Origin of the sequence: Peribacillus deserti (assembly GCF_002863585.1) — a bacterium.
GTDB classification, from domain to species: Bacteria; Bacillota; Bacilli; order Bacillales; family DSM-1321; genus Paraperibacillus; species Paraperibacillus deserti_A.
On record NZ_PGUY01000062.1, the window covers coordinates 21789 to 36487 of the forward strand.

The following is a 14699-nucleotide window of genomic DNA, read 5'->3' on the forward strand; positions in this document are numbered from 1 at the left end:
ATCCAATCGTATAAAATGAGGTTGTCAGACTTCTGACGTTATACATAATGTATTCGGTTAAATTACATTCCTGTGGGTATCATACAAGTAAAATACGTAAGTTGTAGATTTGGAGGAGATCGTATGAAACAAAATAAAACATTCAAACGGGTCTTTCTGGTTGTCATGGATTCCGTTGGAATTGGAGAAGCCCCGGATGCAAAAAAATTTGGCGATGAAGGATCCGATACGCTGGGACATATTGCGGAGCGCATGAACGGTCTGAACATGCCTGTGATGGCAGAGCTTGGACTCTCCAATATCAGACCCATCCAAGGTCTAGAAAAAGCGGAAAAACCTAAAGCTTTCTATACCAAGATGCAGGAAGCATCTAATGGAAAAGATACGATGACAGGTCATTGGGAAATTATGGGGCTTAATATACAGACTCCGTTTCAAGTGTTTCCTGAAGGCTTTCCAGCAGAGCTGATCCAGGAGCTGGAATCGAAAACAGGCAGGAAGGTCATTGGGAATAAACCTGCAAGCGGAACGGAAATTCTGGATGAACTGGGGAAAGAACATATGGATACAGGTGCGTTGATTGTGTACACTTCAGCGGATTCTGTATTGCAGATTGCAGCACATGAGGGAATTGTACCTCTGGATGAATTATATTCAATTTGTAAAATTGCGCGGGAAATGACTTTAAGAGATGAATATATGGTCGGAAGAGTCATAGCGAGACCGTTTATCGGTGAACCTGGTAATTTTAAAAGAACGCCTAACCGCCATGATTATGCCCTTAAGCCTTTCGGCCGCACAGTGATGAATGAATTGAAGGATGCAGGGCTGGATGTACTCTCTATTGGGAAAATAGCCGATATTTATGATGGAGAAGGAATTACAGAATCTTTCCGTACCACTTCTAATATGGATGGAATGGATAAATTAAACCAAACGCTGGGTATGGATTTCACTGGTCTTAGCTTCTTGAATCTGGTTGATTTTGATGCCGCTTTCGGCCATAGACGCGATCCGATGGGCTATGGGAAAGCGCTTGAAGAATTTGATGCCAGACTGCCTGAAGTGTTAGGGAAAATGAAAGACGATGACCTGCTTATCATCACGGCAGATCACGGGAATGATCCTGTACACCATGGAACAGACCATACACGTGAGTATGTTCCTTTGATTGTTCATTATAAGGGAATAAGAGAAGGGAAAGAGCTTTCTGTAAAAGAAACATTTGCTGACATTGGGGCAACCATTGCGGATAACTTTAACGTGAAAATGCCCGAGAATGGCAAGAGTTTCCTGGCAGAAATCCAGGGAGAGGAGATTTAAAACATGTATGAAAAGCTAAATGAGGCAGCTGGTTATTTAAAGCAAAAATTTCAGGATACACCTGAAATAGGCCTGATATTAGGTTCGGGACTTGGTGTTCTTGCCAATGAAATTGAAAATGAAGTGAAAATTCCATACGAGGAAATCCCGAATTTTCCAGTATCAACTGTTGAAGGGCATGCAGGACAGTTAGTGTATGGCGACTTAGCCGGGAAGAAAGTAATTGCCATGCAGGGCAGATTTCATTTTTATGAAGGATATACGATGGACCAGGTTACGTTCCCAGTCCGTGTCATGAAGCTCTTAGGGGTCGAAAAGATTATTGTTACAAATGCTGCCGGCGGAGTGAATGAAGGCTTTGAAGCAGGCGATTTGATGATAATTACCGATCATATCAATTTCACAGGTACGAATCCGCTGATCGGACCGAATGACAGCAAGTTTGGTGTTAGATTTCCGGACATGTCGGAAGCATACTCTAAAGAGTATCAGCATATAGCTAAAAAAGCTGCTGAAGGTCTGGGCATTTCTCTTAAGGAAGGTGTTTATATGGGTCTTTCAGGGCCGACATATGAAACTCCTGCTGAAGTAAGAATGGCCCGGATTCTTGGTGGAGATGCCGTAGGAATGTCAACGGTTCCAGAGGTTATTGTGGCACGCCATTCCGGGATCCCGGTACTGGGGATTTCATGCATCACCAATATGGCAGCCGGAATTCTAGATCAGCCTCTTTCCCATGATGAAGTAATAGAAACTACTGAAAAAGTAAAGGCTAGTTTCCTAAACCTAATCAAAGCGATCGTCAAGGAGCTTCCTTAATACAGTTCGGGCTGAATGATTCAGACATTAACATAAGGTCCGTATAAATAATTCGTTATGTTAAAGGTATGGTTGAATTAGTTGGAGAAAAGGACCGGGACTCGTGGGGAACATCCGGAACCTCGCATGCTAAATCGCAAAGAGGCTCACAAAGGGCCGCAAAAAGCGAAGGCCTGCGCTAAAAAACTGGCCAACTTAGCATAGCAAAATAACTAAAAGTGGTGATTTCCGTGAGAATGGTTGATTTAATTGAAAAAAAACGAGATGGCGGAGAGCTATCAGCCGAAGAAATACAGTTTATCATTAAGGGATATACAGATGGAAGCATTCCTGATTATCAAATGAGTGCCCTTTCCATGGCCATCTACTTTAAGGACATGACTCATCAAGAAAGAGCAGACCTAACGATGGCTATGGTTCAATCTGGTGATCAAATTGATTTATCCCCAATTAAAGGAATCAAAGTAGATAAACACAGTACCGGCGGTGTGGGGGATACCACCACGCTTGTCCTGGGTCCGCTTGTAGCATCACTTGGTGTTCCGGTTGCGAAAATGTCAGGCCGCGGCCTTGGTCACACTGGAGGCACAATTGATAAGCTGGAATCTGTTGCAGGATTCCATGTTGAAATAGAAAATCAGGAATTCATAGATTTGGTTAATAAAAACCAAATAGCTGTTATAGGGCAAAGCGGAAACCTTACTCCTGCAGACAAAAAACTATATGCACTTAGGGACGTTACGGCGACAGTTGACAGCATCCCGCTTATTGCCAGCTCCATTATGTCGAAGAAAATTGCTGCAGGTGCTGACGCGATTGTGTTAGATGTTAAAACAGGTGCCGGAGCTTTTATGAAAACGCTTGAAGATTCAAGATTCTTAGCAAGTGCAATGGTAAGCATCGGAAATAATACAGGCAGAAAAACGATGGCAGTTATCTCGGACATGAGCCAGCCTTTAGGGTTCGCAATCGGAAATGCGTTAGAAGTGAAAGAAGCGATCGATACGCTAAAAGGTGAAGGCCCCGAAGACTTAACCGAACTTTGCCTCACACTGGGCAGCCATATGGTTCTTCTTGCTGAGAAAGCGGATTCTTTGGAAGAGGCAAGAGAAAAACTAATCCAAACGATGAAGAATGGTTCAGGTCTGCAGACATTCAAGACGTTCCTTGAATCACAGGGCGGCGATTCTTCAGTAGTCGATCAGCCTGAGAAACTTCCGCAGGCTCAATTTAAAATAGAAGTAGAAGCACAGGAAGATGGTTACGTATCAGAAATGACTGCCGATGAAATTGGCACGGCAGCTATGCTTCTTGGAGCAGGAAGAGCTACAAAAGAATCAGAAATTGATCTGGCAGTAGGCCTTATGCTCAATAAAAAGATAGGTGACCGTGTTCAAAAAGGCGACTCTCTTGTTACCATTCATAGTAACTTTGAAGACGTCAGCCAGGTCAAAAGCCTGCTGCTTGAACATATAAAAGTAACGAAAAATCCTGTACAGAAACCAGTCCTTATTTATGAGGAAATAACAGGATAAAAAGAAAGCTCTTTCACACATTGGTGTGGGAGAGCTTTTTTCAGTGGGCGGCCAGATAGGTAAGGACTTGTAGTCCTAGCCATAATACAATGCTATCACTAGCAGTATCCTCACATAAAACTCCGGTTCTCTACATAAAACTTTGTTTCCCCACATAAAATATCGGTTACGCCACATAAAACATCGTTTTCCCCCCATAAAACACCGGTTCCCCCTCATAAAATTCCGTTTCCCCCCATAAAACTCCATTTACCCCTCATAAAGCTCCATTTACCCCTCTTAAACTCAGGAATTCAATTTTTAGAGTAGGCGAAGGGCCGTCATTAGAGAATGATCAATCACTTAAGCACTTATTCCGCAAAAAAATGGAGGCTGATCACCGTATTTTTCTAAGATTAATCTCTATCTCACAAAAATCGAAAATTCAAAAGGAAAGCGCTGATTAAGCAAGAAATAAGCCTATTAAAAATTAACTTTCTTATTCTTCCGCTTGTATAAATTTGGCTGAAATGGAAAAAATGAAGGCTGTTAGTTAAATTCAAGGTTCTCGGAAATTCCAATCGATAATAGGAGGGTATGGCATGAAACGCTTGTTAATTATAGGAATCCTTTTCTTCGTTTCATTTGGGCTTGCTGTGCCGAAGAGTTCTGCTGAAGGCTCTGCAGAACAATTGGCTGACAATGCAAGGTCCGCAATATTAATAGAACGTGATACTGGCAAAATTTTATACGATAAGGAATCTCACGTAAAACTGCCTCCAGCCAGTATGACAAAAATTATGACGATGCTCCTGATCATGGAAGCCATTGAAAATGGCAAGCTTTCCATGAATGAGAAAATTCGCACGAGTGAGTATGCAGCTTCAATGGGAGGTTCACAAATCTTCCTGGAACCTGGCGAAGAAATGACTGCCGAACAAATGCTGAAGGGCATAGCGATCGGATCAGGAAATGATGCTGCTGTGGCAATGGCGGAAAGAATAGCAGGATCCGTAGATGCCTTTGTAGATATGATGAACAATAAAGCTAAAGAACTGGGATTAACTCATACAAAGTTCCAAAACCCGACAGGCCTTCCTACTAAGGATCATTACAGCACTGCTTTTGATATGGCGATGATGGCTAAAGAACTATTGAAATACGACGGAAAAATAACGAAATTCACGGGGACTTACGAAGATTATCTCCGGGAAGATACAGATAAAAAATTCTGGCTGGTCAATACAAACAGACTGGTTAAATTCTATCCTGGCGTAGATGGTTTAAAAACGGGCTTTACGCAGGAAGCGAAATACTGCCTGACCGCTACAGCCAAGAAAAATAATATGCGTGTGATCGCAGTCATATTTGGAGCACCAACGCCAAAAGACCGTAATGCGCAGATTACCTCCATGCTGGATTATGCCTTTTCTCATTACCAAACATATCCCGTTTATAAAAGAGGAGAAAAGCTGACAGATGTGTTTGTAAGTAAAGGCAGCAGGAATAAAGTCGAAGGTGTTACAGGTGAACCGATTTCTATTCTGGCAAAAAAAGGGGAAACAAAAAAAGGGATCACCAAAAAGGTAGTCCTAAATAAAGATCTAAAGGCACCTGTATATAAGGGTGAACGAATTGGAACGCTGCTGGTGATGAAGGATGGCAAAACAGTATCCGAATCGGCAATTGTAGCAAATTCGAATGTTCAAAAGGCGAGCTGGTGGAAGAACTTCAAACAATCCTTCAGCATGTTTACCCGCAGTGAATAGATGAGTGTCTAAATTTAGGTTATTCGGGCTAATATACGGGAATTCACACTAGTTTTGTCACCCTTGAAGGAATATGCAAAGACTATCTAGAATTGACTCACTATAGGACAGAGAAGGAGGCTGTAAATAGTGAGTCTTTTCATTAACCAGGAAATAAAGGATAACATCCTGTGCATCCGATTGAGTGGAGAGCTTGACCACCATTCTGCAGAGGAGTTAAAAGAAAAAGCATCTGCAGCCATTGAGAAGCACGGAATCCAGCACATTATTTTAAATTTGGAAGAATTGAGTTTTATGGATAGTTCAGGTCTGGGTGTAGTAATGGGCCGATATAAACAAATCAAGCAGAAGCACGGCGAAATGATTGTTTGTGCTATATCTCCACCTGTAAAGAGGCTTTTTGATATGTCCGGATTATTTAAAATTATTAAACTGGAAGTATCAGAGGAAAATGCTTTACAAAGATTGGGGGCTGCTTAGATGAAAAATGAAATGAACTTACAATTTTCTGCTTTAAGCCAGAATGAATCCTTTGCCCGTGTTGCCGTGGCTGCTTTTATTGCCCAGCTCGACCCGACTATGGATGAATTAACAGAAATCAAAACGGTTGTTTCTGAAGCGGTAACGAATTCGATTATTCACGGATATGAGAGTGACCCTACCGGTGTAGTATTCATTTCCGTAACCATCGAAGAAGACAGCGTGGAGCTTACAATCCGCGACGAAGGCATTGGTATTGATGATGTCGAGGAGGCAAGACAGCCGCTATTCACAACAAAACCGGATCTGGAACGCTCAGGAATGGGCTTCACCATCATGGAAAACTTCATGGACGATATAAAAGTCATTTCACACAAGGGTGAGGGAACAATCATAAGATTAAAAAAGCAACTGACTAAAAGTAATGCTTTTTGCAATTAAGGAGACTTGTATATGGATGTGGAGGTCAAAAACGAAAAAAGCAGGGTGCATTTAAAGGATGATGAAGTCCGGGATTTGATCAAGCGCAGCCAGAGTGGAGACCAGGGAGCAAGGGAATTAATTGTCCAAAGTAATTTAAGGCTTGTATGGTCTGTGGTGCAGAGGTTTTTAAACAGAGGCTATGAACCAGATGATTTATTTCAAATTGGGTGCATCGGCTTGCTGAAATCAGTCGATAAATTTGATTTATCATTTGACGTAAAGTTTTCAACGTATGCCGTACCGATGATTATTGGAGAAATCCAGCGGTTCATCCGCGACGATGGAACCGTAAAGGTGAGCCGTTCCTTAAAGGAAATGGCCAATAAAATCCGCAGAGCTAAAGACGAACTTTCCAAGAACATTGGAAGGGTTCCGTCAGTGAATGAGCTCGCTGAATATTTAGAGCTTACCCCTGAAGAAATTATTATGGCTCAGGAGGCAAGCAGGGCACCGTCTTCCATCCATGAAACTGTATTCGAAAATGATGGGGATCCTATTACCCTGCTCGACCAGATCGCAGATGCTAATGAATCTAAGTGGTTTGACAAAATTGCCTTGAAGGAAGCCATCCTGGAGCTGGATGAACGCGAGAGGCTGATTGTCTACCTGAGATACTACAAGGACCAGACACAGTCTGAAGTAGCAACGAGACTGGGTATATCACAGGTCCAAGTATCGAGGCTGGAGAAAAAAATCTTGAAACAAATGAAAACCCGAATGGATGAGTGATCCATTACGGGTTTTTTTATTTTAAGACCCCACAGCTTTAAAAGAATCATGCCTGCCTTCAATAAAATCTTTCATGCATTTCAGGAATCGTGCATAAATCCCAAGAATCATTCATTAATCCCGAGAATCGTGCATATATCTCAAAAATCGTGCATAAATCTAAAAAGTCATGCATAAATCCAAAGAATCGTGCATACAACTCAAAAATCGTTTATAAATCCTCAACAAAGGACTCAAGCTGTATCCCTTCCAATTTATGGTGAATGAAGTTTTAGTATGTTCGTCTTAAAGCCAACCATACTAGATATATAAAGTATTAAATACAGGATGTGGCGGAAATGGACAATATCTTATACGTAAAGATGCGCCATCGTGTTGAGGTTGAGAATAAAAGAGAGATTAAGGTGAAGGATATTGCTGTCCTGGTTGGCCCGGAACGTATACTTAAGGAAGTAGAAGATATGACTGTATATCATATCATTCCAGAAGATCAAAATCTGGTTATTCTAGATTCTGCAAAACTGATAAAGGCCGTAATCGGTCAAAAGCCTGATATAGAAATTCAGTTGATTGGGCTGTCCCAAACGATTATAGAAGTCATTATAAAGAAGAGGAAGCATTCGGTTGGTTTATTTATCATTGTCTGGTTCCTGTTATTTGTGGGGGCTGCTATAGCCATAATGAATTTTCATGAGGATGTCAGCATGCAGGAAGTGCACCAGAAGCTGTACAAGCTCATAACCGGCAGGGATGTCAGAAAGCCGTTAATCATGCAGATTCCTTATTCATTCGGACTGGGAGCAGGTATGATTTTATTTTTTAATCATTTCTTTAAAAAGAAATTCAACGATGAACCAAGCCCGCTTGAAGTAGAAATTTTTAATTATCAGCAAGATCTGGATCAATATGTAATTATGCACGAAAACAAGGAGAATATTAAACATATTCATGATCATTAAGATTCTTTTTGCCATGGTGACTGGTCTCGCGGGCGGATTGGCGGTAGGTTCCGGATTTGTAGCATTTCTAACTGTCCTTGGCATTGTTCCCAGGTTAACACAACTGACCAAAACCATTCATAGAATCAGACATTATGAATGGGCAGTGGTCCTTGGAGCTGTTTTAGGCGGATGGGTCAGTCTCGCCGATACGATATTCTTCCTGCCCTCTATTCTGTTAATACCCATCGGTCTGGCCAGCGGGATTTTCAATGGAATGCTTGCAGCGGCACTTACTGAGGTTCTCAATGTTATGCCTTTATTGTCAAAACGGATTGGAGTCCAGGAGAAAATTGTGGTGCTGATGATGGCTCTTGTACTCGGCAAGGTAATTGGTTCGCTGTTTCAATGGATCTTCTTCGTGGATTTATAATGGTAAGCCACTCTTACGATATCAGAAAGGAAACTCTCCATGTCAGAAAAACGAAAAATTATCATCATAACGGACGGGGACGAATACGCAAAACGTTCCGTAGAGCGGGCAGCCAGCGAGGTTGGAGGCAGATGTATCTCTTTGTCGCACGGTAATCCGACCATGTTAACCGGTCCGGATATGATTCAACTTATTAAAATGGCCCCTTTTGATCCGGTTTTAGTCATGTTCGATGACAGCGGGCTGATCGGCGAAGGCTTTGGGGAATCAGCCATGAAATATATTGCTTCCCATAAGGACATCGAGGTCCTGGGTTTAATTGCCGTCGCCTCAAACACTAGACAAAATGAATGGACTCGAGTGGATGTCTGCATAGACCGGGACGGGAACCTGACTCCCTATGGGGTGGATAAAAATGGCGTACCGGAGCTTGAAATCGGAAAGCTTCATGGTGATACCGTTTACTGCATCGATCAATTGCATCTGCCTATAGTCGTTGGAGTTGGTGATATTGGAAAAATGGACGGCAGAGACTCTGCGGACATCGGGGCTCCCATTACGAAAAAAGCAGTAGAGCTGATTCTTGAACGAAGCGGTTTCAATACGGAGGAATATAATACGCCTTATATTGAAGAAGGAATGGAGGATCACAGAGAGAGAGAGCAATAAGAAGATTTAATCTTGATGTAACGAGAATATTATGTTAATTTTAGTTTAATAATTTAGTGAATTAAAGCACATATTAGAGTTTTGTGATTTTTGGAACCTTTATTTGGTACAAGGATATGATAAAGAAAAAGGGTCTGGCTCCCTTATATTCAAAACCGGGCCAGATCCTTTTTTAGATACAGTTATTGCCTCTAATAGCTTAGAAGGGAAGAGACATTCATGTATTATTACGGTACAAGCAGAGTAAATGAAAACAATTCATTAGAAATCGGCGGAGTGGACACATTACATTTAGTATCGAAATACGGTTCTCCTCTTTATGTATATGACGTAGCGCTGATCCGTGAAAGAGCAAGAGGCTTTAAAGAGACATTTGAGAAAATGGGGGTTTCCGCTCAGGTAGCTTATGCGAGTAAAGCATTCTCTTCTGTCGCAATGATCCAGCTTGTTGAAGAAGAAGGCCTTTCCCTGGATGTAGTTTCAGCTGGGGAGCTCTACACAGCTATAGCAGCGGGGTTCCCGAGGGAACGGATTCATTTTCATGGAAATAATAAAAGTATAGAAGAAATTCAGATGGCACTCCGAGAAGATATCGGCTGCATAGTCGTAGACAATTTCTCTGAACTTTACCTATTGGAAGAGATCTGCAGAGATTTGGATAAAACAGCAAAAATTTTACTTAGAGTGACTCCGGGGATTGAAGCACACACACATGATTATATTCTTACTGGACAAGAAGATTCAAAGTTCGGGTTTGACTTGATGAATGGCCAGGCCGAGGAAGCTCTAATGCACAGCCTTCAGTCAGATAGTTATGAGGTGCTTGGCATCCATTGTCATATAGGCTCTCAAATCTTTGAGACTACTGGATTTATCCTGGCGGCCAGAAAAATTATCGAGCAGATGAAAAAATGGTATAAAGAATTAAACTACCAGCCAAAAGTCCTCAATCTTGGCGGAGGTTTCGGAATCCGATATACAGAAGAAGACGATCCGCTTCCAGCCTCTGTATACGTAGAGAAAATTGTTACAGAAGTAAAAGAGCAAATCGATTCTTCCGAGCTGGATATGCCTGAAATATGGATTGAACCGGGACGTTCACTCGTTGGAGATGCCGGAACAACTTTATACAAGCTTGGGTCAGTAAAAGAAGTGCCCAATATCCGTAAGTATCTGGCCATTGATGGAGGCATGAGCGACAATATCCGTCCAGCCCTTTACGATGCCAAATATGAAGCGGTTATTGCGAACAGGCCGCTGGACAAACCGGAAGAAACGGTATCCATTGCGGGCAAATGCTGTGAGAGCGGTGATATGCTGATTTGGGACCTGCCTCTCCCAAAAGCAGAACGTGGAGAAATCCTGGCTGTCTTCTGTACAGGAGCGTATGGATATTCAATGGCCAATAATTATAATAGAATTCCAAGGCCTGCAGTAGTCTTTGTCGAAAATGGCGAAGAACAGCTTGTTATCGAGCGCGAGTCTCTGGAAGATCTAATCAAGCATGACAAGCCTCTTAAGCAGAAAGTAACGAAATAAAAACAAACATAATTACTCTATAAGGCAGCCTGTTTCCTCAAAAATGGAACTGGCTGCATAAAAAGACTGCTGCTGGTAGTCTTTTTTTGTCTCCAGCAATTTTATAAACGGTGCGGATAATCAAGGGATTTAACTTAGAACCGTTTAATGGCCTGCCGTCACCTTTATGAGGGTAAATGGGAATTTTCAAGAGGGAGAAATCCATTTTTAAGAGGGGTAAATTCAATTTTATGGGGAATCATAAAGGATACTAAAAGAAAATTTCATAAACGGCAAAAAACAAAAAAGCAGCCAAAACGGCTGCTTTTTTAAGAAAATAATGCTTTGATTGCGTCTATTAAACTAATGAAAAACTGTTTTAATTTGTCTAAGAATGATTGGCCTTCCTCGGAATGCAGGTAATTAGAGACCGCTTCTTTCGCCTTTCCTAATTCCTGGCCGACTCCTTTCCAGTCAATATTCAGGTCTTTTAGTTTCTGGAAAAGATCTAAAAGGCTTTGAATCTGCTGTTCAGTGAGTTTGATTCCAAGATCTTGGGCAGCCTGCTCAATGATGGAGCGTATATCTTCTTCAGTTTTAGGCGGATTTTTGGCCATCTCATCTTTAATTTTGGTAATAAGAGCGGATGCTTTCTCTTTACCGACCTGGTCGCCTAGTGTAGCGGTTTTAACCATTTCTTCATTTGCGGCTTGTTTTACATCTTCAGGAATCGTTTTGTCGGCTGTAACTTCATAAGCTTTAATGATTCCTGTCAATGCTGCAGTACCGGAAACCTCAAATGGAGCACTAATTTGGATGTCCGCGTCCTTAACCCCGGCAGTTGCGAGAGCATTGATGTACATGTCTTTCGTCACCCAAGTAATATTTTTTGTATTCACGTTCAGGCCCGAACTTTGTTTTCCCAATGTAATCGAAGAGGAAGAAAGCGCACGTGTGCCAATTAATCGTGCAGAGATATATTTTCCAAGATATTTATGCTCTTCTTCATTTGAAACCGTAACGATGTCTGCATCTTTTGGAGCATTGAATTCTGCAAGCAGCATGTTCTTCTGTTCTTCCGAGAGATCCTCACCCAGTGTAATAATTCTCTCTCCAGGTGCCGCATCGGCATACGCTTTTAAAGGTAAAAGGGCGATCAGTGACACAAAGAGGACAGCCCACCATTTTATATTTTTAATTTTCATTGTTTAAACCTCCTTATATTGTTAGACGGATAACAAGCAATCTATGATTCACATCCAACATATAAAACTAATCTTATAGTAGACTATCACTTTTTTCAAAAACCGAAAAGAAAAATATGAAAATGCTCATGATATGAAAACAGATGGAAAACCCAAAAAACAAGAAAATGTTGAATAAGAATATGAATTTTTGTATGATTATTAGGAGTTGGGAAGAAATTAGATAATAACACAATACGGTCTTAACATTAACGAGGGAGTATTACATGCTTATTAAGTACAAGAAAAATTTCGAAAAAATTGCCATGGGACTTCTTTCATTTATGCCAAATGAAAAGGATATTAAGAAATTGCAGGCTACAATGAAGATGTATGAAACAGATGAGAGTTCGCAGCTTTTTCTTTGGAAAGATGAAGATATTAAAGGACTCATCGGGATATCCGTTTTAAATGAGAACGAGATAGAAATTCTACATGTTTCCGTTAATCCGTCATTCCGGCATCAGGGAGTTGGGAAAAGTATGGTATCTGCCATCAGAAACCAGTTTCCGGATAAAAAGCTAGTTCCGAATGAGCTGACAGCAGCTTTTCTTGAAAAATGTGAAGCAGACCATCCAACGACATAAATATTGTTGGTATGACCCCGAAAATTAAATAGTCGTTAATAAAAGATCCCTGTCCCATTTCATTTAGACAGGGATGCTTTACTAATGTGAGTAATACTCGATTGGACAGCGTTTATTCTTTTGTATGTCTTAGCTGGAGCTGTTTCGTCCGTTCTTTAATCACATCAGAACGGTCGCGGGTTTTATGTCTATTGATTAATTCGTAATTATTTAGATCACTTTGGCTTATCCAGGTAAGCTTTCTCTCTTTACTCTCCTGCATACATAGGTCTAAAAGCGGTTTTTTAAGGGGGAGAGATATACTTTCATAGTCTTTTCCTTGCTCCAATCTGCTTTCCACCCGGGAAATTAACTCAATTAAGGCATTAAAATGGATACCAAGTGCATCCACCTGCATTTGTTGTTCCATTAGGATTCTTTTTGCTTTACTTAGAGACCTCGAAGCTCCTTTCACATTTTTTCTGCGGTAATGGTAGAGTGAAACAGCAAGCTGGATGAATCCAACCCACACCGGATTTCTTCGATTGGACGGCTCTTCTTTCCAATATTCCTCTAATATTTCATGGCATTCAAAATAATCACGCGTACAGTGAAACTCCAGTAAAAACTTTATAAATGCGTTTGGACTGTTCACCAAAGATCCCCCTTTTTTTGGATGAATGTTTACCTAGTGTAGCATAAGTGAGGATACGCTGGTTACCCAGCAGGAGTTATCTCTCTAAAATGAACCTGGCAATCATACAGAATGCTTAATCTTGTGTGTTATTTTATAGTTTTGTATTGGACAATAGCATGTAATCCTCTATACTATGAATAGCCTCTAATAGATATATGCACTTTTATAGAAAATCTGGTGAAATATAATGATTTATAATGTAAAAACAGAAGCTTTTGAAGGGCCTCTCGATTTGCTGCTTCACTTAATTAATAGACTAGAAATAGATATTTATGACATTCCGGTTGCGGATATCACCGATCAATATCTAAACTACATTCATGCCATGAAAGAGCTGGAGCTCGATGTGGCAAGTGAGTATCTTGTTATGGCCGCAACGCTTCTAGCCATTAAAAGTAAAATGCTGCTGCCTAAATATGAAGAACATCACTTTGAAGAAGATGCGTCCTTTGAGATGGAAAGTGATCCGCGTGATGAACTTGTGGAGAAGCTCCTGGAATACAGGGCGTTTAAAGATGCGGCCGACCAATTTAAACAGATGGAGCAGGACCGCGGTCTTGTGTTTACGAAACCGCCCAGTGATTTGTCCGAATTTGCAGCAAGTGCTGAAATGGAAAGAGAGCTGGATGTATCTCTCTATGACATGCTTGGGGCCTTGCAGAAATTGCTAAGAAGAAAAAAATTGCAAAAACCTGTATACGCAAAAATTGAAAAACAGGAAATCTCTATCGAAACCAGAATGAAAGATATTATGGTCTTTCTTCATAACAAAAAGGGGAGAATCAGCTTTTTCGAACTTTTCCCAGTACCTGAAAAGCCGCATATCGTGGTTACTTTTTTGTCCTTGCTTGAACTGATGAAGCAGAAGGATATCCAGGTTGAACAAGAAGATAATTTTTCTGAAATATTTGTTGCAGCTAAGGTAGGTGTAGATTCACTTGGAAGCTAAATCTAAAGGGGCGCTGGAGGCTCTTCTTTTTGCCGCAGGCGATGAAGGGCTTTCTGTAACCCAAGTATCAAAGGTTATGGAAATTTCTGAAGGGGAAGCTGCAGAAATGATAGAAAGCCTCGATAAAGACTATGAGTCAGAAGAAAGAGGCCTGCATATTATTCAGCTTGCCGGTGTGTACCAGCTTGCTACCAAAAAGGCTCATTCCGATTTATTAAAAAAGCTCGTGGAATCCCCAGGAACTCAAGGATTATCTCAGGCAGCCCTGGAAACCCTGGCTATCATTGCATACAAACAGCCGATAACAAGGGCAGAGATTGAAGATATAAGAGGTGTTAAAACCGAAAGGCCCATTCACACATTAGTCACTAAAGGCCTGATTAAAGATGTTGGCCGTGCTGAAGGAACAGGAAGGGCTATATTATATGGAACCTCAAAGGAATTCCTGGATTATTTCGGTTTGAATACAATTGAAGAATTACCAGAGCTTCAAAAATCGGAAGAAAATTTTGAAGAAGATGAAGCGGATTTATTTTTTGGCAGTGTAGAACCGAAGGAAGTATAACAA

General features: G+C 41.1%; 16 protein-coding genes. 14 read left to right on the forward strand and 2 right to left on the reverse strand.

Features of this window, described 5'->3' with window-relative positions; translation table 11 throughout:
* Positions 1-123 precede the first annotated feature (123 nt).
* The 11 genes from deoB (at position 124) to lysA (ending at position 10696) form a co-directional block, all read left to right on the forward strand.
* Complete coding sequence (deoB, locus tag CUU66_RS18735; protein ID WP_101644931.1) at positions 124-1323, forward strand: phosphopentomutase; 1200 nt, start codon at positions 124-126, stop codon at positions 1321-1323.
* 3 nt (positions 1324-1326) lie between these two features.
* The gene (locus CUU66_RS18740) at positions 1327-2142 is read left to right on the forward strand and encodes a purine-nucleoside phosphorylase (protein ID WP_101644932.1); all 816 of its coding nucleotides are present in this window, start codon (positions 1327-1329) and stop codon (positions 2140-2142) included.
* Between the two features lie 230 nt (positions 2143-2372).
* Positions 2373-3677, forward strand: coding sequence for a pyrimidine-nucleoside phosphorylase (locus CUU66_RS18745; protein ID WP_101644933.1), 1305 nt, complete (start codon positions 2373-2375; stop codon positions 3675-3677).
* A gap of 581 nt (positions 3678-4258) precedes the next feature.
* Positions 4259-5425: a D-alanyl-D-alanine carboxypeptidase family protein gene (locus CUU66_RS18750; protein ID WP_101644934.1), complete on the forward strand. Its 1167-nt coding sequence runs from the start codon at positions 4259-4261 to the stop codon at positions 5423-5425.
* Positions 5426-5554: 129 nt separating this feature from the next.
* On the forward strand, positions 5555-5905 hold the full coding sequence (gene spoIIAA, locus CUU66_RS18755) for an anti-sigma F factor antagonist (protein ID WP_101644935.1): 351 nt from the start codon (positions 5555-5557) through the stop codon (positions 5903-5905).
* On the forward strand, positions 5906-6346 hold the full coding sequence (gene spoIIAB / locus CUU66_RS18760; RefSeq protein WP_101644936.1) for an anti-sigma F factor: 441 nt from the start codon (positions 5906-5908) through the stop codon (positions 6344-6346).
* Between the two features lie 12 nt (positions 6347-6358).
* Entirely contained in the window at positions 6359-7117 is a 759-nt protein-coding gene (gene sigF / locus CUU66_RS18765) for an RNA polymerase sporulation sigma factor SigF (RefSeq protein WP_101644937.1), read from the forward strand.
* A gap of 338 nt (positions 7118-7455) precedes the next feature.
* The gene (locus CUU66_RS18770; protein WP_101644938.1) at positions 7456-8076 is read left to right on the forward strand and encodes a stage V sporulation protein AA; all 621 of its coding nucleotides are present in this window, start codon (positions 7456-7458) and stop codon (positions 8074-8076) included.
* Entirely contained in the window at positions 8066-8488 is a 423-nt protein-coding gene (locus CUU66_RS18775; protein ID WP_101644939.1) for a stage V sporulation protein AB, read from the forward strand. Before CUU66_RS18770 ends, CUU66_RS18775 begins: the two co-directional genes overlap by 11 nt.
* Positions 8489-8527: 39 nt before the next feature.
* The gene (locus CUU66_RS18780; RefSeq protein WP_101644940.1) at positions 8528-9157 is read left to right on the forward strand and encodes a stage V sporulation protein AE; all 630 of its coding nucleotides are present in this window, start codon (positions 8528-8530) and stop codon (positions 9155-9157) included.
* A 219-nt stretch (positions 9158-9376) separates the two neighbouring features.
* On the forward strand, positions 9377-10696 hold the full coding sequence (gene lysA, locus CUU66_RS18785) for a diaminopimelate decarboxylase (protein ID WP_101644941.1): 1320 nt from the start codon (positions 9377-9379) through the stop codon (positions 10694-10696).
* Between the two features lie 308 nt (positions 10697-11004).
* Here the strand turns inward: lysA and CUU66_RS18790 are convergent, their stop codons facing one another.
* Complete coding sequence (locus CUU66_RS18790; RefSeq protein WP_101644942.1) at positions 11005-11880, reverse strand: DUF1002 domain-containing protein; 876 nt, start codon at positions 11878-11880, stop codon at positions 11005-11007.
* A 266-nt stretch (positions 11881-12146) separates the two neighbouring features.
* Here CUU66_RS18790 and CUU66_RS18795 point away from each other — a divergent pair, with 266 nt between their 5' ends.
* The gene (locus CUU66_RS18795; RefSeq protein WP_101644943.1) at positions 12147-12506 is read left to right on the forward strand and encodes a GNAT family N-acetyltransferase; all 360 of its coding nucleotides are present in this window, start codon (positions 12147-12149) and stop codon (positions 12504-12506) included.
* A 112-nt stretch (positions 12507-12618) separates the two neighbouring features.
* Here CUU66_RS18795 and CUU66_RS18800 read toward each other — a convergent pair whose 3' ends face one another.
* Complete coding sequence (locus tag CUU66_RS18800; protein ID WP_101644944.1) at positions 12619-13140, reverse strand: DUF309 domain-containing protein; 522 nt, start codon at positions 13138-13140, stop codon at positions 12619-12621.
* A gap of 229 nt (positions 13141-13369) precedes the next feature.
* Between CUU66_RS18800 and CUU66_RS18805 the strand changes: the two genes are divergently transcribed.
* Both CUU66_RS18805 and scpB read left to right on the forward strand, forming a co-directional pair.
* A complete protein-coding gene (locus tag CUU66_RS18805) occupies positions 13370-14131 on the forward strand; it encodes a segregation/condensation protein A (RefSeq protein WP_101644945.1) in 762 nt (253 codons plus the stop codon).
* The gene (scpB, locus tag CUU66_RS18810) at positions 14121-14696 is read left to right on the forward strand and encodes an SMC-Scp complex subunit ScpB (RefSeq protein WP_101644946.1); all 576 of its coding nucleotides are present in this window, start codon (positions 14121-14123) and stop codon (positions 14694-14696) included. The genes CUU66_RS18805 and scpB overlap by 11 nt, the downstream gene beginning before the upstream one ends.
* The last annotated feature ends 3 nt before the right edge of the window (positions 14697-14699 follow it).

Excerpts from the sequence above, each read along its gene's own strand:
- deoB (WP_101644931.1), top strand. The coding sequence starts at position 124 with ATGAAACAAAATAAAACATTCAAACGGGTCTTTCTGGTTGTCATGGAT.
- CUU66_RS18740 (WP_101644932.1), top strand. The coding sequence starts at position 1,327 with ATGTATGAAAAGCTAAATGAGGCAGCTGGTTATTTAAAGCAAAAATTT.
- CUU66_RS18750 (WP_101644934.1), top strand. The coding sequence starts at position 4,259 with ATGAAACGCTTGTTAATTATAGGAATCCTTTTCTTCGTTTCATTTGGG.
- spoIIAB (WP_101644936.1), top strand. The coding sequence starts at position 5,906 with ATGAAAAATGAAATGAACTTACAATTTTCTGCTTTAAGCCAGAATGAA.
- sigF (WP_101644937.1), top strand. The coding sequence starts at position 6,359 with ATGGATGTGGAGGTCAAAAACGAAAAAAGCAGGGTGCATTTAAAGGAT.
- CUU66_RS18770 (WP_101644938.1), top strand. The coding sequence starts at position 7,456 with ATGGACAATATCTTATACGTAAAGATGCGCCATCGTGTTGAGGTTGAG.
- CUU66_RS18775 (WP_101644939.1), top strand. The coding sequence starts at position 8,066 with ATGATCATTAAGATTCTTTTTGCCATGGTGACTGGTCTCGCGGGCGGA.
- CUU66_RS18780 (WP_101644940.1), top strand. The coding sequence starts at position 8,528 with ATGTCAGAAAAACGAAAAATTATCATCATAACGGACGGGGACGAATAC.
- lysA (WP_101644941.1), top strand. The coding sequence starts at position 9,377 with ATGTATTATTACGGTACAAGCAGAGTAAATGAAAACAATTCATTAGAA.
- CUU66_RS18790 (WP_101644942.1), bottom strand. The coding sequence starts at position 11,880 with ATGAAAATTAAAAATATAAAATGGTGGGCTGTCCTCTTTGTGTCACTG.
- CUU66_RS18795 (WP_101644943.1), top strand. The coding sequence starts at position 12,147 with ATGCTTATTAAGTACAAGAAAAATTTCGAAAAAATTGCCATGGGACTT.
- CUU66_RS18805 (WP_101644945.1), top strand. The coding sequence starts at position 13,370 with ATGATTTATAATGTAAAAACAGAAGCTTTTGAAGGGCCTCTCGATTTG.